This window comes from Maribacter huludaoensis (assembly GCF_029350945.1).
Lineage (GTDB): Bacteria > Bacteroidota > Bacteroidia > Flavobacteriales > Flavobacteriaceae > Maribacter > Maribacter huludaoensis.
The window spans coordinates 494,464-512,973 of record NZ_JARKMS010000003.1; the positions used below are offsets into that span (position 1 = coordinate 494,464).

At 35.5% G+C, this 18,510-nt stretch carries 18 protein-coding genes; 10 read left to right on the forward strand and 8 right to left on the reverse strand.

The genetic code is table 11. From position 1 onward, the window contains the following. The first annotated feature begins 122 nt into the window (after positions 1–122). Positions 123–1,412: a dipeptidase gene (locus PXC01_RS12215; RefSeq protein WP_276472571.1), complete on the forward strand. Its 1,290-nt coding sequence runs from the start codon at positions 123–125 to the stop codon at positions 1,410–1,412. Here PXC01_RS12215 and PXC01_RS12220 read toward each other — a convergent pair. Then, positions 1,409–1,813 carry an acyl-CoA thioesterase gene (locus PXC01_RS12220; protein WP_276472572.1) on the reverse strand — a complete coding sequence of 135 codons (405 nt, stop codon included), beginning with the start codon at positions 1,811–1,813 and terminating at the stop codon, positions 1,409–1,411. The two genes, PXC01_RS12215 and PXC01_RS12220, sit on opposite strands and share 4 nt — an antisense overlap. A gap of 373 nt (positions 1,814–2,186) precedes the next feature. Here PXC01_RS12220 and PXC01_RS12225 point away from each other — a divergent pair, with 373 nt between their 5' ends. Continuing rightward, positions 2,187–2,597: a glyoxalase gene (locus PXC01_RS12225; protein ID WP_420828591.1), complete on the forward strand. Its 411-nt coding sequence runs from the start codon at positions 2,187–2,189 to the stop codon at positions 2,595–2,597. On the opposite strand, the gene PXC01_RS12230 is transcribed toward PXC01_RS12225, so the two are convergent. Beyond that, complete coding sequence (locus PXC01_RS12230; protein ID WP_276472574.1) at positions 2,586–3,266, reverse strand: DUF2461 domain-containing protein; 681 nt, start codon at positions 3,264–3,266, stop codon at positions 2,586–2,588. The genes PXC01_RS12225 and PXC01_RS12230 overlap by 12 nt on opposite strands. Positions 3,267–3,360: 94 nt before the next feature. Between PXC01_RS12230 and epsC the strand changes: the two genes are divergently transcribed. Then, complete coding sequence (gene epsC, locus PXC01_RS12235) at positions 3,361–4,152, forward strand: serine O-acetyltransferase EpsC (RefSeq protein ID WP_276472575.1); 792 nt, start codon at positions 3,361–3,363, stop codon at positions 4,150–4,152. After that, on the forward strand, positions 4,145–5,029 hold the full coding sequence (gene cysM / locus PXC01_RS12240; RefSeq protein WP_276472576.1) for a cysteine synthase CysM: 885 nt from the start codon (positions 4,145–4,147) through the stop codon (positions 5,027–5,029). The genes epsC and cysM overlap by 8 nt, the downstream gene beginning before the upstream one ends. Before the next feature lie 72 nt (positions 5,030–5,101). On the opposite strand, the gene PXC01_RS12245 is transcribed toward cysM, so the two are convergent. From PXC01_RS12245 to PXC01_RS12255, 3 genes are all read right to left on the reverse strand, one after another. Further along, the gene (locus tag PXC01_RS12245) at positions 5,102–5,644 is read right to left on the reverse strand and encodes a hypothetical protein (protein WP_276472577.1); all 543 of its coding nucleotides are present in this window, start codon (positions 5,642–5,644) and stop codon (positions 5,102–5,104) included. A gap of 186 nt (positions 5,645–5,830) precedes the next feature. Next, complete coding sequence (gene corA, locus PXC01_RS12250) at positions 5,831–6,925, reverse strand: magnesium/cobalt transporter CorA (RefSeq protein ID WP_276472578.1); 1,095 nt, start codon at positions 6,923–6,925, stop codon at positions 5,831–5,833. A gap of 34 nt (positions 6,926–6,959) precedes the next feature. After that, positions 6,960–7,745 (reverse strand): tRNA pseudouridine synthase A, encoded by a 786-nt coding sequence (locus PXC01_RS12255; RefSeq protein WP_276472579.1) that lies wholly within the window; start codon positions 7,743–7,745, stop codon positions 6,960–6,962. A gap of 288 nt (positions 7,746–8,033) precedes the next feature. On the opposite strand from PXC01_RS12255, the gene PXC01_RS12260 reads away from it, so the two are divergent. The 3 genes from PXC01_RS12260 to PXC01_RS12270 all read left to right on the forward strand — a co-directional run bounded on the left by PXC01_RS12260 (position 8,034) and on the right by PXC01_RS12270 (position 10,941). After that, positions 8,034–8,519 (forward strand): hypothetical protein, encoded by a 486-nt coding sequence (locus tag PXC01_RS12260; protein ID WP_276472580.1) that lies wholly within the window; start codon positions 8,034–8,036, stop codon positions 8,517–8,519. 230 nt (positions 8,520–8,749) lie between these two features. After that, the gene (locus tag PXC01_RS12265) at positions 8,750–9,448 is read left to right on the forward strand and encodes a response regulator transcription factor (RefSeq protein WP_276472581.1); all 699 of its coding nucleotides are present in this window, start codon (positions 8,750–8,752) and stop codon (positions 9,446–9,448) included. Further along, positions 9,445–10,941, forward strand: a complete 1,497-nt coding sequence (locus tag PXC01_RS12270; protein ID WP_276472582.1) for a sensor histidine kinase — start codon at positions 9,445–9,447, stop codon at positions 10,939–10,941. The genes PXC01_RS12265 and PXC01_RS12270 overlap by 4 nt, the downstream gene beginning before the upstream one ends. Positions 10,942–11,041: 100 nt before the next feature. Here the strand turns inward: PXC01_RS12270 and PXC01_RS12275 are convergent, their stop codons facing one another. Beyond that, positions 11,042–12,220, reverse strand: a complete 1,179-nt coding sequence (locus tag PXC01_RS12275) for a Calx-beta domain-containing protein (protein WP_276472583.1) — start codon at positions 12,218–12,220, stop codon at positions 11,042–11,044. 270 nt (positions 12,221–12,490) lie between these two features. Between PXC01_RS12275 and PXC01_RS12280 the strand changes: the two genes are divergently transcribed. Then, on the forward strand, positions 12,491–13,846 hold the full coding sequence (locus PXC01_RS12280) for a DUF6242 domain-containing protein (protein ID WP_276472584.1): 1,356 nt from the start codon (positions 12,491–12,493) through the stop codon (positions 13,844–13,846). A gap of 68 nt (positions 13,847–13,914) precedes the next feature. Here PXC01_RS12280 and PXC01_RS12285 read toward each other — a convergent pair whose 3' ends face one another. Both PXC01_RS12285 and PXC01_RS12290 read right to left on the reverse strand, forming a co-directional pair. Continuing rightward, entirely contained in the window at positions 13,915–15,384 is a 1,470-nt protein-coding gene (locus PXC01_RS12285) for a MoxR family ATPase (RefSeq protein ID WP_276472585.1), read from the reverse strand. Between the two features lie 15 nt (positions 15,385–15,399). Beyond that, a complete protein-coding gene (locus PXC01_RS12290; RefSeq protein ID WP_276472586.1) occupies positions 15,400–16,551 on the reverse strand; it encodes a vWA domain-containing protein in 1,152 nt (383 codons plus the stop codon). Between the two features lie 399 nt (positions 16,552–16,950). Between PXC01_RS12290 and PXC01_RS12295 the strand changes: the two genes are divergently transcribed. Further along, on the forward strand, positions 16,951–17,700 hold the full coding sequence (locus PXC01_RS12295; protein ID WP_276472587.1) for a DUF1853 family protein: 750 nt from the start codon (positions 16,951–16,953) through the stop codon (positions 17,698–17,700). 150 nt (positions 17,701–17,850) lie between these two features. Then, complete coding sequence (locus PXC01_RS12300; protein WP_276472588.1) at positions 17,851–18,354, forward strand: hypothetical protein; 504 nt, start codon at positions 17,851–17,853, stop codon at positions 18,352–18,354. Positions 18,355–18,510: the final 156 nt, after the last annotated feature.

Genomic DNA, 18,510 nt, shown 5'->3' on the forward strand with positions numbered 1-18,510 from the left:
AAGGGGGTTGTTATTTATAATTACCTAAAAATGGGTCAATACTATTGTGTGGACAATAAAAAGTTCTCAAAGGGTGGTTATTTGTTGTGAATACACTTAAATTGTAGGTCTAAACTACCTCTATGAAACAGCTTATCTATTTTTTGTGCTTTACGACCATTATTTCTTGTGGCGAGAAAAAAGAAAAAATTGAAGAAACTACGCTAGAAAAAGCACATCGAATTCACGATGAAGTTGTCACCATTGATACCCATAATGACATCAATGTCAAAAACTTTACAGACAGTGTAAATTACAGTCAGAAGCTAGATTCACAAGTTAATTTACCGAAGATGAAAGAAGGTGGTTTAGATGTCACTTGGTTGATCGTTTATACAGGTCAAGATACCCTTACGGAAGAAGGGTATATGAAAGCAAAAGAGAACGCAATGTCCAAGTTTGAAGCTATCCATAAATTATGCGAAGAAATAGCACCCAACGACATTGAACTGGCATTAAATTCTGAAGATGTAAAACGTATTGTTGCTGCGGGCAAGAAAGCGGCCATGATCGGTGTTGAGAACGCTTACCCTATTGGTACGGATATGTCTCAGTTTAAAACGTACCATGACTTGGGCGCCCGTTATATATCATTGGCACATAATGGCCATAGTCAATTTTCAGATTCTAATACAGGTGAGGCAGATGATGTTTGGCTTCATAATGGTTTAAGTGATTTGGGTAAGCAAGCGGTAATGGAAATGAACAAGTTGGGTATTATGATAGATGTATCTCACCCATCAAAAGAAGCTATGAAACAGATGATCGCTTTATCAAAAGCTCCAATTATAGCTTCTCACTCCTCTGCACGAGCATTATGTGACCATAGCAGAAATTTAGATGACGAACAGTTATTGATGATGAAAGAAAATGGCGGTGTTGTGCAAACTGTAGCCTTTAGCTCATATTTAAATACGGAAAAGCATGCAGCTAGAGCGGCTTATATGAAATCAATATACCAACAGGTAGCAGATTCTTTAAATATTACCTGGTATGAGCGCTCTCAGTTTTCGAGTTTATCCGATGCTGAAAAAGAAGCCTTTATGGACAACTATCCTAAAGTCTTGAAAATAGGCAAGGAATTGGCAACTAAAAAACCTGATGCACCCAATGCCGTAGATGTTGGTGATTTTGTTGACCATATAGATTACATGGTAAAATTAATTGGCATTGACTACGTTGGCATCAGTTCTGACTTTGATGGTGGTGGCGGTATTGAAGGTTGGAGCGACGCTTCAGAAACCTTCAACGTAACCTTGGAACTTGTAGAAAGAGGCTACTCTGAAGAAGATATTGCAAAATTATGGGGCGGTAACCTAATGCGTGTACTTGATGACGTACAGGCCGTTGCAAAAGAAATGGGTGAAAGTTAATTATCTTCACCCATAGCCGCTAAACGGTCCTTTACAAATTCTATTTTAGTTTTACCATGTGCCGCTGGTTTACCATTTTCACCAAGGTTTACCATAATAATGTTGTCTACGGTAACAATTGTTTCATGGTTCATTTTATTACGCACCTCACAATTCAAGGTCAACGAAGTCTTACCGAACTTAACTACCTCTATACCAATTTCAATAACATCACCTTTTACAGCGGCACTCATGAAATTAATCTCTGACATATATTTGGTAACTACCTTACCGTTTTCTAACTGAATAATGGCATAAAGTGCAGCCTCTTCATCTATCCAAGCCAATAATCTTCCTCCAAACAATGTTCCGTTAGAGTTTAAATCACCTGGCTTAACTAATTTTCTTGTATGAAATCTCATAGCTTTATTTTTGAAATTCTATGCCACAAAGTTAGGTCTAAAAATTCTCAAAACTACAATTTACACAATCTAAGCAGACCGATTTGTCAATTGTAACAATAGCCTATTTATTAAGTTGCATATTAACAATTGTTGTGCAACAGAATTATTAGAACCCTAATTCTATGCTATTTATTTTGATTACCGACATAATGGACCAATTGTTTATAACAGGTTAAAAACTAATTACACCATTTAAATTTCAATTTTATCTAATACGTACCTTTAGAAAAGCAACTTTGGAATAAACCCGAAAAATTGAATTGAAAGCTTCATTAATAGAGCGATCATACATCAAAAAACATAAATCTCGGTCAACGAGCAAAATTAAAATATAATGGACAGGACACAGAAATTGCAATCTATTCGCCCTTTAATTGCCTCTGCCAAAATAATGCCCAATATGAGTGATGATGAACGTTTTCAAAACCAGACGTTACGGCCCATATTAAAACTACAGAACGATTTATTTCTAGCATCTTTTCAGAATTACATTAAAAAAATGAAAAATACGTTTTACGAGCTAAAACTTGAAAAACGTTTAGACTACGTTACCAAAGCCATTCAAAAAGACGTTAAATTCAGAAATTCTTTAAAAGGAATGATCATTGGTCAATTTACGGTAGAAGAATATGAACTATATATTAAAAACTCTTCTGCCCTAAATAAAAGAATGATGAACATGGTAATAAAAAGAATTCAGGATCAAATTCAATATTTTGATATCTATGAGTTAGTCCAATAAAGACTCGCCATTTAAATTAGTGGTCAAAATAGAACTCATAAGATCAAAGTAAGGGCGTATAGCTATAAAGCTTTCATTTACCATAGCTGCAAAATCGGCGGACAATACCTCTTTGTCCGTAAAATTCTTAACGAAAATGAATTGCTTCTTACGTATAAATTTAATGTTGGAATCCTCCTTGTCAAATCCTTTTGGTGCAGTTTTTAATTCATCGCCAACCAATTCTCCCCAAATAGATTTAAATTTTTTATCGTTAATTACATTGGTCAACTCTGCCGTATCTATCTCCCACTCTTTTCTTATACGAAGCAAATCCTCTTTTTCAGGATTCCAGAATCCGGTTGCAATAAAGCTATTTCCTGGCGCAATCTGCAAATAATAACCGCCTCTTCTATGTTTTCCAGCTCTAGTAAAAGAGGCTGAAAAATGCGTCTTATAGGGTGTTTTATTTTTAGAAAAACGTACATCCCTATAAATTCTGAAAATTTTTAATCTTTCAATTTCATCATGTTTTTTAAGGTTGTCAAGCATGTAATTAAAAAAACTTTTCACCTTAGTTTCTTCAGCTTTAAATTCAGCCTTATGTTCGGTGAACCACTCCCTATTATTGTTATTCTTTAGTTTATTTAAAAATTGAAAAGTACTTTTTGTAATATTCGTTTCTAACATTCGACTCAACTGTTGTGATTTTAAGCTAAAGTTAACCATTAGATGAGAAGTACTTTTACTTATTTGGTTAATTTTGATGAACTAATGAAGACCCATGGACCATCGATCTATAATCGAAAAGATTAATACCCACAAAAAACAACCGAATTTAAGATTTCGCTTAAAAAAGAATACCGAAAAATTTACAGACCTTCTTTTTTATATGCTCTTTGATATTGAAACGCCGGTTGCAGAAAGTCTAGATGCGCTAGAAAAACAATTTGATGAATTGGTAGACCTGGCGTGTTGGGAAAGTGATAAACCTTGTAAAAAGGTTTGGGAAAATTATGTAGAAAAATTACCCTTGGTACTAGAAAGTTTAAATTTAGATGCAGAGGCAACCGTAAATTGTGATCCCGCTTCTTTATCTATTGAAGAAGTTTATATGGCTTACCCTGGTTTTTATGCTATTTCGGTATACAGACTAGCGCATGAACTGTATAAAACAGGATTTCCTTTAGTACCCCGTTTAATGACAGAGTATGCGCATAGACAAACAGGCGTTGACATTAACCCAGGCGCACAAATCGGAAAGTCTTTTCACATAGATCACGGCACCGGTGTCGTTATAGGTGAAACCGCCATTATAAAGAATGATGTAAAAATATACCAAGGTGTAACGCTAGGCGGACTTTTTGTTGCCAAAAACTTACAGCAGACCAAACGACACCCTACTATAGAGAATAATGTAACCATTTACGCCAATGCCACCATTTTAGGTGGTGAGACTATCATTGGCGCAAATAGCGTAATTGGTGGTAACGCGTGGATTACCGCATCTGTACCACCACATTCAACAGTTTTTCATACACCTGAAATTAAAATAAAAACATTACCCAATGTCTAATTCTTTAGTATCACTGATCGGTAACACGCCATTAGTAAAATCAAGAGTGTTAAATACCAACCCCAATGTAGCTGTCTATTTTAAAATGGAAGGCCATAATCCTGGTGGTAGTGTTAAAGACCGTGCTGCCTATAACATGATCAAAACCGGTTACGATAATGGCGATTTTACTTCCAAAGACAAGTTAATTGAGGCCACCAGTGGCAACACAGGTATAGCCCTTGCTATGATTGCCGGTATATATGGTCTTGACATAGAATTGGTAATGCCAGAGAACTCTACCATAGAACGTGTACAGACAATGAGGGCATATGGCGCCAAAGTTACCTTGACACCTTCTGATGTAGGTATTGAAGGAGCTCGCGATTATGCCGAAAGTAAAGTTACAAATGAAGGGTATATAATGATGAACCAGTTTGGTAACCCCAATAATTGGAAAGCACATTATAAAACCACCGGACCGGAAATATGGAACGATACAGATGGCAAAGTCACCCATTTTGTTTCTGCCATGGGTACTACGGGCACTATCATGGGTACATCTACTTATCTAAAAGAAAAAAATAGCGATATTAAAATTGTAGGTGTGCAGCCTAGCGATAATGCCAGTATTCCAGGCATTAGAAAATGGCCACAAGAATACTTGCCAAAAATATTCGATGCAAAAAAAGTTGATCGCATAATGGAGGTCAATGAAATAGAAGCCAAGGAAATGGCCAGAAAATTGGCTAAAGAAGAAGGTATTTTTTCAGGTATGAGTAGTGGCGGTGCAGCTACCGTAGCGTTACGTTTAGCTCAAGAGCTAGACCACGGGGTTATTGTTTCAATAGTGTGCGATCGCGGCGATCGTTACCTGTCATCAAACTTGTTTGATTAATTTTTTTTAAATCACAATGAAACAAAAAAAGAGCCGTTATTACGGCTCTTTTTTGTCTCCTGTTAGGTAAGTTTATTTTTCTAACATCTCTGTTTCATTTGGCTTACTATATTCTTCAACCAAAAATTCCAAGTTTTCACCATGTTCGTTGGTAAAAACATATGTTGTTTTATTGTTCATCGTTTCCTTACTCTTTAAGTTGATATTTTCAACAACCTTTAAATTATCCCCTTCGTTCATTGCAACAACTAGTTCATCATTCTTGGAGACCAAAACAAAATCTTCTGGTGTTTTAGATTCATAACTAAATACGATTTTTTCATCAAAGGCATCGTCATCGTCGTTATCTATATTTACCGTTTTAATAATGGTAGCAACGCTATCCACTACCCTATCCTGATCTACTTTTCCCTTGTCATCTTTTGAACGCTCTATGGTATTTAATCGTTTTGTAGTAATCTCCACGGTATTCTTTACCAGTTTTTTACCGTCATTTACCGTATAAGATTTTGAAATTTTAGTATCTAATACTTCTTGATTTTCCTCTTGTGCCATTACAGTTCCCGTTAATAACAACAATCCTGCAATTGACATATACATAGTTCTAATTTTCATATATAAAATTTTAAATTAATTATAGGTTCAATATAAACTTGATATTAAACCACTCATATCTAATAATTTAGATATCAGCAAGATATATGAAAACAGAAAAAATCACTGACCCATAAAAATTAAAATTTAATGGATTTAGTTTTTAAGCAAAATGATGGAAATCTATAAGTTCTTTTGGTATATGGCTTATAACCATTTTTTCTTTTTGAAATAAAACATCATTCCAATGAATAATAAGATCATTACCACCCAAACAATATAGTAGCCATATTTGTAATGAAGTTCTGGCATATGATCAAAGTTCATACCATAAATTCCCGCAATAAATGTCAAAGGAATAAAAATGGAAGCCATTATGGTCAACACCTTCATTACCTCGTTCATTTTATTGCTCATATTACTCATATACATTTCCATTAAACTCATAGACATTTCTCGGTAAATCTGTAAACTTTCATTAATCTCTATGGCATGGTCCAAAACATCACGTAAGAATAATTTGGTGTCTTTAGTAATCTTCGGATTTTCAGAGTCTATAAGTCTGCTGATCAATTCTTTTACAGGATAGATCCATCGTCTTATTTTTAAAATCTCTTTCTTTAATTGTTGAATGTTTTGGGCTACTATTGGCTCTGGGTTCTGGCAGACCTCTTCTTCCAAATTCTCTATTCTATTATTTAGGTTTTCAATGGCCAAAAAATAATTATCCACTATAGCGTCAAGTAAGGCAAAAAATAGATAATCTGCCCCTCTAGTTCTTATACGACCTAACTTACCGGTTATTCGTTCCCTGAGACCATTGAAAACATCTGCCTTTACCTCTTGGAAAACCAGTACCGTATTTTCGTGTAAAACTATAGCAATATGCTCTCCAATAATTTCATCTTCTTCAGAGATATATAGCATTCTAAATATGCCAAAAATATAATCATCGTATTCATCTATTTTGGGGCGTTGTTCAGTGTTAACAATATCTTCAAGGACTAAAGGGTTAAGGTTAAAATGCTTACCAAGTTTTTCAATGAAAGGCTCATCTGAAATACCTATTACATTGACCCAAGTAATTTTATCCGCACGCTCCTCTTTAAAAAATTGCTCTAAATTTTCAAATTCTTTGGTTTCAAATCCTTCGGCATTATAGGTGGTGCTATATATTACACTATCGCTACGCTCCTTATCGCCCATATAACTTATAGTTCCGGGGGCTTTACCTAATTTATTCTGCTGTCGGGATTTCTTTTTTTTTCTTTTTGGGAAGTTGAGCTTCTTGTTTGTAGCCATGAACAATTTTTTATAAATATATTAAAACTACGTTCTATTTATTGAAGTGCAATTGGTTTAACATTAATCCAGATCCCGGTGCAATCGTATTTAGTTTATGCGTAGCGCCGGTTACCAAGGACTCTTTTATCAGTTCTAACGTAAGTTCATGCTTGCCAAGCTGTACCAAAGCCCCCATAATCATACGGATTTGATATCTCATAAAACCATTCCCAATAATTTTTAATACGTAACTCTTTTCAGGGAAAAAATTCGCCGTTAAAATATCGTTCGCAACAATGGCACAGGAATCAACCTTGCGCATGGTAATGGTATTAGGTTTCAATGAAGCTGTATATACGCTAAAGTCATGTGTTCCAGCAAACATAGCGGCTCCCTGCTTCATTAACCCTAAATCAAGCTCATCTAAATAATTCGTTATAAAAGGAGCACTAAACGGGTGATTTTTGCATCCAAAAGAAAAAAAATAATGATACTCTTTTGTTTTACTACTCTTAATAATATTAAAGTTTGAATCAACAGGTTCTATAGAAAGCAACCGAATATCCGAAGGTAAATTTTTATTGAATTCTATTAAAAAAAAGTCCAAATCTAAAATGGGATTTTCTACAAAAAGTTCAAAAGCACCGGCAAGAGAAGAAACTTTGGCATCTGTTCTACCGGCACCCAAAATTTTAAAAGGAGCATTTGGATATAGAAAAGTAAACGTTTTGTTCAGCATACCAACAACTGTTTTAAGCTTTGGCTGTTCTTGCCAACCATTGAACCTAAAACCCAAATATTGCAACCGTACCAAATAACAAAAGCGCTGTTTCTTCATTATGTAAATGTAATTACTTATTAAACATAAGCAGATAAACGGTAACAACGAATTGTACACGATAAAACTTTTATGGAGATATTGGCACTACAAACCCCTACAATTAAATGATAAGGTTTTTATTGTTAAATTGTATAAAAAATAGTAATATTAACCTATAAGATTCTTTACAAACAAGGAATTGAACAACGAACTTAACCGTTTATCGAATTGTTTTAGTTAATACCAAAGCTTCCTCGTAATTGCTATGAAATAATGGTTCTCCTAAACCCATAAAAACCAAACTATATGAATTCTATTAAAGGATTATTTACTTGGAAGCGAACGCTGATCCTGTCAATTGTGGTGCTCTTTTTACTGAACGTCTTTAGTTTTTATGGCCTCTACACTAATAAATTTTATTTCTTTAAAATCGATAATTATATATTTCCTATTTTATCCGTAGTACACTTTGTCTTTTTATACGTACTATGGTTTAAAATCAATGAAAACGAACTAAGTGACCCACCAATGAGAACTTTAGAATATGCGCTGTATGGCATTTCATTGGTATACATCTATAAATTGGTAGATACTTTAATCGTATTGTCCAGTTATTCTGAGTTTGAAAATCACTTGATACCGAGTACGTTTTTACCGATCGGCTTTGTAATAGTGGCATTATATGTTGTTCTTCTACTGGTAACGCTGCTAGCAGTCGTTTATAGAAAAGAAATGGTAGGTACGTATATATTTGACGATATGAACCAACATGTTGATCACTGGAATAACTAAGAACCAAAAATATTTAGCACACCTCGATAAGAAATTATCGAGGTTTTTTTTTGCTTGTTTATTGTTGATTAGGCTATTATAAATCCATACAAAAAGTAAATAATAAACTAATGACCATGTAATTATCAAATTATTATACGACCTAATTAGCAAGTAAAACCTTTTACCAAACGATTTTATCACCGATGTGATTTTTCTGTGATACTTTTTTTCTTTATTCGTATTTGACTATGAAGCGTATATTAATTATTGAGGACGATCCTGAAATCATTAAATTGTTAGAACTACATCTTTCTGATGTTAGCTATGAGACAACCATGGCCATGGATGGCAATGAAGGCTTACGATTAGCCTTGGAGAATGATTTTGAATTAATTCTGTTAGACCTTACTTTACCAGGTTTGGATGGTGTTGAAGTGTGTAGAAAATTACGTGCTACCAAAAACACGCCGGTGATAATGCTTACCGCAAAATCTGAAGAAATAGACAGGGTTTTAGGTTTAGAAATAGGCGCGGATGATTATATGACCAAACCCTTTAGTATTAGAGAGTTATTGGCTAGGATCAAAGCAGTATTAAGGCGTACCAATAAAGTAGAAAAAAAACAAGAGGATACCTCTATTATCCTGGCCGAAGGACTTAAAATAGATATTGACAAACGTAAAGTAGTTTTGGGCGATTATAAAATAGAACTATCTCCAAAAGAATTTGAACTGCTTGTATTGATGGCATCCAACCCGGGCAGAAACTATACAAGAACAGAACTACTGAATATTATATGGGGATATAATTTTGAAGGTTATGAGCATACCGTAAATTCTCATATTAATAGACTACGCGCAAAAATAGAATCTGATATGGCAAACCCTACGTACATCTTAACAACCTGGGGCGTTGGCTATAAATTTAATGAAGAAATAATGGCATGATAAACAATGGTAAAACCCTTACGCCTAAATTAATAAAGAAATTATGGATTGCCTTCATTTTTCTTATTCTATTAATGGGCGCTTCGTACATTTTTATTACCGGTTATCTAACACTTAATTATAACCAGGCAATTACTCAGCGTATTAATGCCAATGTTGCCGAACATGTTATACAGGAGAAATTTCAAGAGGAAGCTCCATTCTTAGAGGACGGTAGTGTGAACAAAGCGCTTTTTGGAGATCTTATGCATGATATGATGGCCGTAAATCGCAGTATAGAAGTTTATCTTTTAAACAATTCTGGCGATATCTTATACTCCGTAGTTCTTGAGCATAATGAAAACGAACCTATGAAATCCGTTTCTTTAGGGCCCATTAAAAAATACATTGATACAAAAGGTCAAGAATTTATTTTGGGAGACGACCCGTTAAACCCAGAGGAACAGAACATATTTTCTGCGGCACCGTTTTCTATAGACGGTCATGAAGGATACATTTATATCATCGTTGCAGGTAAAGAGCTGGCGCTTATAAAAGAAAGCTTATTTAGCTCCTATTTTACAAAACTAAGTATTGGGGCTATAATATTGACAATGTTGTTTGCTGCGCTGATCGGTATTTTAAGCATCTGGTTCTTGACCAAAAATCTAAGACTGATCACGCAGACGGTACGAAAATTTCAAGAAGGCGATCTAGATATTAGAATTGAGAATCCGGAACAATCGGATATTGAAGTAGTGGCCCTTTCCTTTAATGAAATGGCAGATACCATTGTAGATAACATGGAAAAGATGAAGTCCGTTGATAATCTGCGTAGAGAATTAATCGCCAATGTTTCACACGATTTACGAACACCATTGGCCGTATTAAAAGGATATATAGAAACGCTGCAAATTAAAAACGAAACGCTTACGGAGCATCAGAAAGCAGAATATTTACAGATAACCCATAATAATATAGACAAGCTCTCAAGTTTAATAAATCAATTATTTGAATATTCTAAATTAGAAGCGGAACAAGTAACCCCAATTAAAGAGCCTTTTTCCATCACTGAACTTTCGCATGATCTAATTGCAAAATTCAGACTTTTGGCAGAACAAAAACAGATAGATCTTCAATTAGAAAATCCTGAAGAAAATTGTATGGTGCATGCAGATATAGGATTGGTAGAAAGAGCTCTGCAGAATTTAATAGAAAATGCCATAAAATATACTGAACCCAAGGGGAAGGTAACATTGAGCTTGGTAAAGATGGGCAAACAAATTGAAATAAATATTACGGATACCGGTACCGGAATCCCCGTCAACGATCAACCTTTCATATTCGACAGATATAAGCAAGTAGATAAAAATACTACCAAACAAGGATTAGGGCTTGGCCTGGCCATTGTTAAAAAAATAATGGACTTGCATGATACTACTATAATAGTATTAAGTAAACCCTATGAAGGAAGTTCTTTCATATTTAAGTTGCCCGCATGTCAATTACAATGATTATAATTATTGCTATGAAAAGGAAAAGCCCTATCCAAAATTATTGGATAGGGCTTTCTTAATTATTAGGTCGCTATTAAAAAAACAACCTGGATTATCCTTAGTTAGAAGTATTTATTTGAGTAATAGTGTAATTGCCATCTAAAACTTCCAATTCAAATACCGGCAATCTATCATTGGCAGGCCTGTTATTTGCTACGAATGTGTAAGCTCCGCCAAAAGTGTTACCTGTTTCATCAAGAAAATTAAAGGTTACCGTTTCTGGAGAAGTACCATCAAAGTTAAACGCAAATAATGAGATAGTGTACGTACCGTTTGCAAGTGGTGAAAAATCCTGCTTATCTATAAATAAATCTTCATTACCTGGGTTACTTGAAGAAGAAGACTCTACTTGGGTACCACTAGAATTGTAAACCCTAAGATCGAATAAATCGCTCTGGGTAGACCATGTGCTTATAATCTGCAACCCTTCACTTATCTCGGTAGTTGTAATAGCCATACTTGAATTAGATCCTATAATAACGTCATCGTTTTCAACACTGTCAATAGAAACTGTAATACTGTTATTACCTGCCGCGGTAATCTCACTATCATTGGCATCAACCGTAATAGCTCTTGACAACTGGCCTGCTGGAATAATCAACTCGCCATTTCCGCTAACACCATATCTATTATTATCGGTATCCGCAGTATAATAAACGACAATATCTTCATTAAGAGCTTTGCTCAATACAACATCTATAACATAAAAAGAGTTTTCTTCTATGGTTACAGTTGAAGTTTCAAAACCTATTAAGGCCTCTCCATCCGTAATGTCTATCTGTACAAAACTACCGTTATCACTAGGTGTAATGGTATTGGATAGTTCCGCTAAGCTAATAACGATATTTTCCATTCCACTTTCAAAAACACCATCAGATATAATAGTAAGTTCTGTTGTACCGGTCAATTCTCCCGCAGTAACTGTAATTGCATTTGAGCTAACCGTATAGTCCGTATTTATAATTGCAGAACCTGCAAAGTTTAGTTGTATAGTAACATCTTCTTCCTGTGCCGCTTCTATGGCCGCAGATATAACAATAACTTGAGCATCTGACTCTGTAGTCATTGTAGCACTTGAGGCAAGGGAAACTTTTGATAAATCTATTGGTGTAGGTACTTCAACTATTGTTTCAACTTCCACCTCTCTTTCAACGATTCTTTCTACCTCTACTTCTTCGGTTTTGGTACAAGAAAATAACAGCGCTGCAACTGATAAATACATCAGAGTTTTTTTCATAATAATACTTAGATTAATTAATGGTTAATTTAAATTATACCATAAAGATATGTTAATGGTTTAATAAGCAAAAACGGTAATAATTTTTAATGTAAGAAATAACTTATGTTATTTTCGTAAGTATCTTAAAATCAATAGTTCTTGAATAACTATTTTTTTTCTGGTAGTAATTAATAAAAAGACCGGTTTATTTACTGCAATACATTTCTATTTCACTTTACAATATTTGTTTTTTAATTGGGTTATAGGTAAACCTTAAACACCTTACAAATGAACTTAAAAAACTTACTATTTATTTCAATATCAGCCTTCTTTATTCAATCATGTTCTAATGACGACATGGTCAATGAACCTGAAGATCCGGTTACCGAAGAACCAACAACAGAAGAAACTGAAGAGACTGAAAATAGCGCTCCAGATCCGTTTAACTTACTTACTATTGAAAACGAATCAGCAAATACCTCTAGAACCCCTACTTTAACATGGGAAGCAAGTGCCGATATAGATAATGATGATGTTACTTATGACATTTACTTAGATACAGAAATGGTACCACAAACCAAAATTGCTGAAAATCTTACAGAAACAACATTTACTGTTGTAGATGCACTAGATAGAGAAAGCACATATTATTGGAACGTTGTTGCTAAAGATGAAAATAATGCCGAAACTTCAAGTAATAGTATTTTTAGTCTTACAACTTCGGGTATCGTTTTTTCTGCTTCAGCGGTTGAAAGCAATACTTCATTTACCGCTAGAGATAAACATACTGTTGTTGAGTTCAATGGAAAATTATGGTTAATTGGAGGATCTGATGAAAACTATAATTTAGGTGATGTTTGGTCTTCAGAAGATGGTGAAAACTGGACTTTGGTAGCCGAAACACCTTTTGGTTTGCCTAAAAAAGGGCATACTTCTTTAGTCTTTGATAATAAATTATGGGCAATTTCAGGCTTTTTTAATGATGTTTGGTCTTCTACTAACGGAATTGATTGGGTACGCACAACCTCTGATTTAGGCTTCGATACTAGAGAAGGGCATGCTAGTTTCGTTTTTAACAATAAAATGTGGATTGTTGGTGGTAGAGATAATCAATATCAAAGTTACAACGATGTATGGTCTTCTTCAGATGGTATAGAATGGACTCAAGAAACGGCAAATGCACAATTTTCTCCAAGAGCAAACCATACTATAACCGTGTTAAATGGTGTAATTTACCTTATTGGAGGCGGCGGTGTTTCAAGTGATTTTGTGCCTGGCTATTCTAATGAAGTTTATTCTTCTGTAGATGGTATTAACTGGACTAAAGTAGAAACTTCTTCAATATTTGATCCAAGAGAAGCGCATACAGCCACTGCCTTTGATAATAAAATATGGGTTACAGGTGGTTGGCAAGTAACTTCTAATGATATGACAGGTGAACAACAAATAACTTCTTTTAACGATGTATGGTTTAGTGCTGATGGGGCTACTTGGCAACAATTAGAAACTAACGAAAATTATGAAGGAAGATTAGACCATGCTTCAGTTAGTTTTGAAGACAAACTTTATATCATGGGCGGATTTAAAATAGGTCCTTCGCCTAACGATCGTGATTATTTTAACGATATTTGGGTAATAGAATAACAAACTCATTTTTAGCATAAAAAAAGCCCGTTCAAATTTGAACGGGCTTTTCTATTTTATATGTTTTTTTAAATTCCTTTCAAGAAACTACTGTACAGGTCTTTAAACTCATACCCATCTGTAAAGCGTTGTTTGTTCAATTTTTTGTAGGACACCAATCCCCATAATAACAACTCTTTTAAGAAATAGGCATCTTTAGCATCAAAATCTGGCTGATGATCTTTCATCAATTGGTTTAATGCGGGAATACTATCTAATGCACGTTTGTATTCCTCATCGGTAAAATCGTCCATCAATTCAAAACCTTCGCCTTGAAAAAACCAGTGCAACAGTTCATCATAAACGGTTTCTTCGTCTTTACGCTCTAGCTTATTGATTTTTGGAAAATACTTGGGAAATAATGTTTTTACAGCATCATCTATAAGAATACCGGCAACAACATCCGCTCCCTCCTGCTCTCCTTCATATACCAATTCTATTTTTCCTGTAATGGCAGGTACAATTCCTAAGAAATCGCTTAAACGTACCATGGTATGGTCACCACCGTACAATAAAGACCTGCGCTCTGCAGTACTCAATAAGTTTTCAAAAGCCGTAATGCTCGTACGTGCACTCACCCCACTTTTGGCATCTACATACTCACTGTCCCGTGCTTCAAAAATCACTTGTTCCAAAAGGTCTTTTGCAAGATCCGGAACGTAAACAGCATCGGTTTGGCGGGCATCAAGCTTGGCTTCTTGTTCGGTAATTTTTCTAGCTATTTCAATATCATCAGGATAATGCGTTAGTATTTGCGACCCAATTCTATCTTTTAGCGGAGTTACAATACTACCTCTATTAGTGTAATCTTCAGGGTTTGCCGTAAATACGAATTGAATATCCAAAGGCAATCTCAGTTTGAATCCCCTGATCTGGATATCACCTTCCTCCAGAATATTGAACAAAGATACCTGAATACGTGCCTGTAGATCGGGCAACTCGTTGATTACGAATATACAGCGATTGGCACGTGGAATCATCCCAAAGTGAATTACCCTATCATCTGCATAAGATAATTTTAGGTTTGCCGCTTTTATAGGATCTACATCACCAATTAAATCCGCCACCGTAACATCTGGCGTTGCCAATTTTTCTGCAAAACGCTCACTTTTATGCAACCACGAAATTGGGGTATCATCACCTTTTTCTTTGATCAGTTCCATGGCAAATCTAGACATGGGCTTCATGGGGTCGTCATTAATTTCAGAACCTGCTACAACGGGAATATATTCATCTAACAGATTTACCATTAAATGCGCCAAACGTGTTTTTGCCTGACCACGAAGTCCCAATAAATTAATGTTATGTCTAGATAATATGGCGCGCTCCAATTCTGGAATAACCGAGTCTTCATAGCCCCAAACACCGGTAAAGGCATCTTCTCCCTTTTTTATTTTATCGATAAGGTTGTCTCGCAACTCATCTTTTACACTTTTGGTTTGGTATCCGGCAGCTTTTAAGGCTCCCAACGTATGTATATTTTTATAATCTAATTTCATAGTATTCCTTTGGTCTTATTTCAATCTTTTTTTTCTGTTTGCTTCGTAATCTTCAAATATCATTTCACCCAACCCTTTTAATCCCGTGAAAAATGCCTTGCCCTTGTTGGCTTCCGTAAAATGGCGAATAAACTGCATAAGATACGGGTCCTGGGCAATCATAAATGTGGTAATAGGTATATGTAATTTTCGTGCCTGTCGCGCCATATTGTAGCATTTTTCCACAATAAAATCATCTAGCCCCACACTGTTTTTATAATACGTACCGTCTGGCATGCGCAAACAACTTGGCTTACCATCGGTAATCATAAAAATCTGTTTATTGGTATTACGCTTTCTGCGCAGCATATCCATGGCCAATTGTAATCCGGCAACGGTATTAGTGTGATACGGACCTACTTTTAAGTATGGTAAATCTTTAATGGGTATGGGCCAGGCATCATTACCAAAAACCAAAATATCTAACGTGTCTTTTGGGTATCTGGTGGTAATCAATTCCGCCAATGCCATAGCAACTTTTTTGGCGGGCGTAATACGGTCTTCGCCATACAGGATCATACTATGGCTTATATCGATCATAAGAATGGTGCTCATTTGCGCCTTATGCTGGGTATCTTCTACTACCAGATCATTTTCGCTCAATTGAAAACTGCCCACACCGTGATTAATTTGGGCGTTCTTAAGACTCTCGGTCATAGATATGTTTTCTAGACCATCGCCGTACCGGTATTCCCTAAGGTCTCCCGTGTGCTCATCTCCTTGCCCGGATTTGCCTGTTTTATGGTTACCTGCACCACTACGTTTTAACTTGCCAAAAATTTGGTCCAATGCACGCTGACGAATAATACGTTCCATTTTTGCGGTTATGGAAATATCTCCTCCGCCAGAACCTTCTTCCCCATCTTCAACGTCGCCACCGCCATCCTTAAATTCTTCGCGTATGTACCCTTTCGCCTTTAAATCTTTAATAAAATCGTCAATGGTGTAATCTTCGGTAGTCAGTTCATATTCCTTGTCTAGCTCACGTAACCAGTCTATGGCTTCGTCAAAATCGCCAGAAGTATGTGTGATCAGCTCTTGAAAAATATCAAAAAACTTATCAAAAATCGATTGTTCGGGTGCTTCGTATGTTTCAAAGCGAAACCCTTTTCTTTCATTCATAGCCATACTATAAAATTAACACTTTTACCTTGGATGCCCACGGCTTTTGGGAAATGTTAACGTTGTTGTTTAAGTTTGGTTATTGGTTGTTGGTTGTTGGTTGTTGGTTGCTGGTTGTCGGTTGATTGTTGATAGTTGTTAGTTTTATACTTGGCGCTTTGCGAATACCAATGGCGTAGCGAAAAGCGACCGGCGCAAAGCGTATAGCGTTTAACATGCAACGTTTTGCGCGTAGCGTTTTAAAAAAGTAACTTCGGCTACGCTCAGTTACCGGTATTTAGCAACACTATTTACAAACAACGGACAACCAAGCACCAACAACTAAAAAGTTAAACCATCGACCAACAAGCTTTAACCATCAAACAGATACAAGGCTTTTTAAGCACTCCACCACTTTGGGAAGGTGTGCAGTTTGGCGTATCTCAGTTTCAGTTTCCTGATGTGGATGTAGACAGTTTTGTGGTAAGTGAAATACCGGAGAAATTACGACTGGGACATCAAATGGAATTTGTGTTCAAACAGTTGTTAGAGGCTAGTAATGCGTATGATGTACTCCTACACAATATGCCCATACGGGAAGAAAAACGAACTATTGGTGAAATAGATTTTATTGTTCAGGAAACTGCTACAAAGCAGCTAATTCACATAGAATTGACCTATAAATTCTATCTGATTGACACCGATATCAAAGAACCCATACACCAACTCGTAGGTCCTAACCGACGCGATGCCTTTTATGCCAAGCTAGAAAAGATAAAAAACAACCAATTTTCATTGATTCACACGCCTATTGGTCGCTCCGCATTGTTGGAAAAAGGAATTGATACCGAAAACATGACGCAGCAAGTTTGCTATAAAGCCCAGTTATTTCAACCTTACGCTAGTAAGGCATTATCTTTAGCACCGTTAAACAAAAATTGTATTATAGGCTATTGGTTACGCTTGGCAGCATTTTATACGGCTGACTTTACACCACATACATTCTATATCCCTACCAAAAGCGAATGGGTATTGAACCCTATGGACACCGTAGCATGGCGCTCACATGAAGAAATTGCTATTGCTATTACAGAACGCTTAAATAACAACAGTGCACCCTTGGTTTGGATGAAGAAAAACAATACGCTTGAAAAGTTCTTTGTGGTATGGTGGTAAGCATAGTTCTAAGTTTAAACACACAAATGCCTGTTAATAACTGTTGATAGGTCTTTTTATAAGTGGGTGGGAATTAGATTACTTTTATAGATGAAATATGTGCAATTGTGCATATATACGATAGTTGTGTTTAATACTAAAAAAAATCAAATGATTGAGAAAATTTTGCCAGCAATAATCACCATAATTGGAAACCTAGTATTCTACATATGGATTAAGGGTCGAGTTGACAAATCTTTGGAAAAAAATAAAATTGCGTACGGTGGGATTTTCAAAGAAAAGGTAAATATTTATAGAGAACTTTTGGAACGGACTTATACTTTGAAAAAAGAATTAAGTCGGTTTCAGTACGTTGGAGTAAAAGAAGATGGAAACGCAATTATGGAGAAAATTAATGCCTACATTCAATTTGCATCTATAAACCAGCCTTTTCTTTCTGATGCTATGTTAACGGACCTAAATAAACTACGTACAGAATTTCAAGATGTTTTTGATAATTTTTATAGACACATAGCAAATACGGATTCGGAATATTTAGACAAATTTTTTCAGGCAGGGAATAAACTCACTTCAAATGAACCCTTTAAAGAAATTGAAGACCGAATTGTTTCGGAAATGCGGAGAGACTTAAAAATTGAGAATTTCGGCGGGTAAAAAAAGTACTAAACACAACAATACCTATACGTAATGCGGACTTTAAAGTGTAAACGAAAGGTCTGTGTATATTTATAATGTCGCTAAATCTTATGGATTTAGCTTTGAACAAGAAAAAATAAAACTAAACAATAAGCTTTAGCTTCGTGCGCAGAC

Bases quoted from the DNA above. Each gene is read 5' to 3' on its own strand.
- PXC01_RS12285 (WP_276472585.1), bottom strand. From the start codon at position 15,384: ATGAAATTAGATTATAAAAATATACATACGTTGGGAGCCTTAAAAGCT.
- PXC01_RS12290 (WP_276472586.1), bottom strand. From the start codon at position 16,551: ATGGCTATGAATGAAAGAAAAGGGTTTCGCTTTGAAACATACGAAGCA.
- PXC01_RS12275 (WP_276472583.1), bottom strand. From the start codon at position 12,220: ATGAAAAAAACTCTGATGTATTTATCAGTTGCAGCGCTGTTATTTTCT.
- PXC01_RS12215 (WP_276472571.1), top strand. From the start codon at position 123: ATGAAACAGCTTATCTATTTTTTGTGCTTTACGACCATTATTTCTTGT.
- PXC01_RS12230 (WP_276472574.1), bottom strand. From the start codon at position 3,266: ATGTTAGAAACGAATATTACAAAAAGTACTTTTCAATTTTTAAATAAA.
- PXC01_RS12265 (WP_276472581.1), top strand. From the start codon at position 8,750: ATGAAGCGTATATTAATTATTGAGGACGATCCTGAAATCATTAAATTG.
- PXC01_RS12300 (WP_276472588.1), top strand. From the start codon at position 17,851: ATGATTGAGAAAATTTTGCCAGCAATAATCACCATAATTGGAAACCTA.
- PXC01_RS12245 (WP_276472577.1), bottom strand. From the start codon at position 5,644: ATGAAAATTAGAACTATGTATATGTCAATTGCAGGATTGTTGTTATTA.
- PXC01_RS12260 (WP_276472580.1), top strand. From the start codon at position 8,034: ATGAATTCTATTAAAGGATTATTTACTTGGAAGCGAACGCTGATCCTG.
- corA (WP_276472578.1), bottom strand. From the start codon at position 6,925: ATGGCTACAAACAAGAAGCTCAACTTCCCAAAAAGAAAAAAAAAGAAA.
- cysM (WP_276472576.1), top strand. From the start codon at position 4,145: ATGTCTAATTCTTTAGTATCACTGATCGGTAACACGCCATTAGTAAAA.
- PXC01_RS12280 (WP_276472584.1), top strand. From the start codon at position 12,491: ATGAACTTAAAAAACTTACTATTTATTTCAATATCAGCCTTCTTTATT.
- PXC01_RS12270 (WP_276472582.1), top strand. From the start codon at position 9,445: ATGATAAACAATGGTAAAACCCTTACGCCTAAATTAATAAAGAAATTA.
- PXC01_RS12255 (WP_276472579.1), bottom strand. From the start codon at position 7,745: ATGAAGAAACAGCGCTTTTGTTATTTGGTACGGTTGCAATATTTGGGT.
- PXC01_RS12220 (WP_276472572.1), bottom strand. From the start codon at position 1,813: ATGAGATTTCATACAAGAAAATTAGTTAAGCCAGGTGATTTAAACTCT.
- epsC (WP_276472575.1), top strand. From the start codon at position 3,361: ATGGACCATCGATCTATAATCGAAAAGATTAATACCCACAAAAAACAA.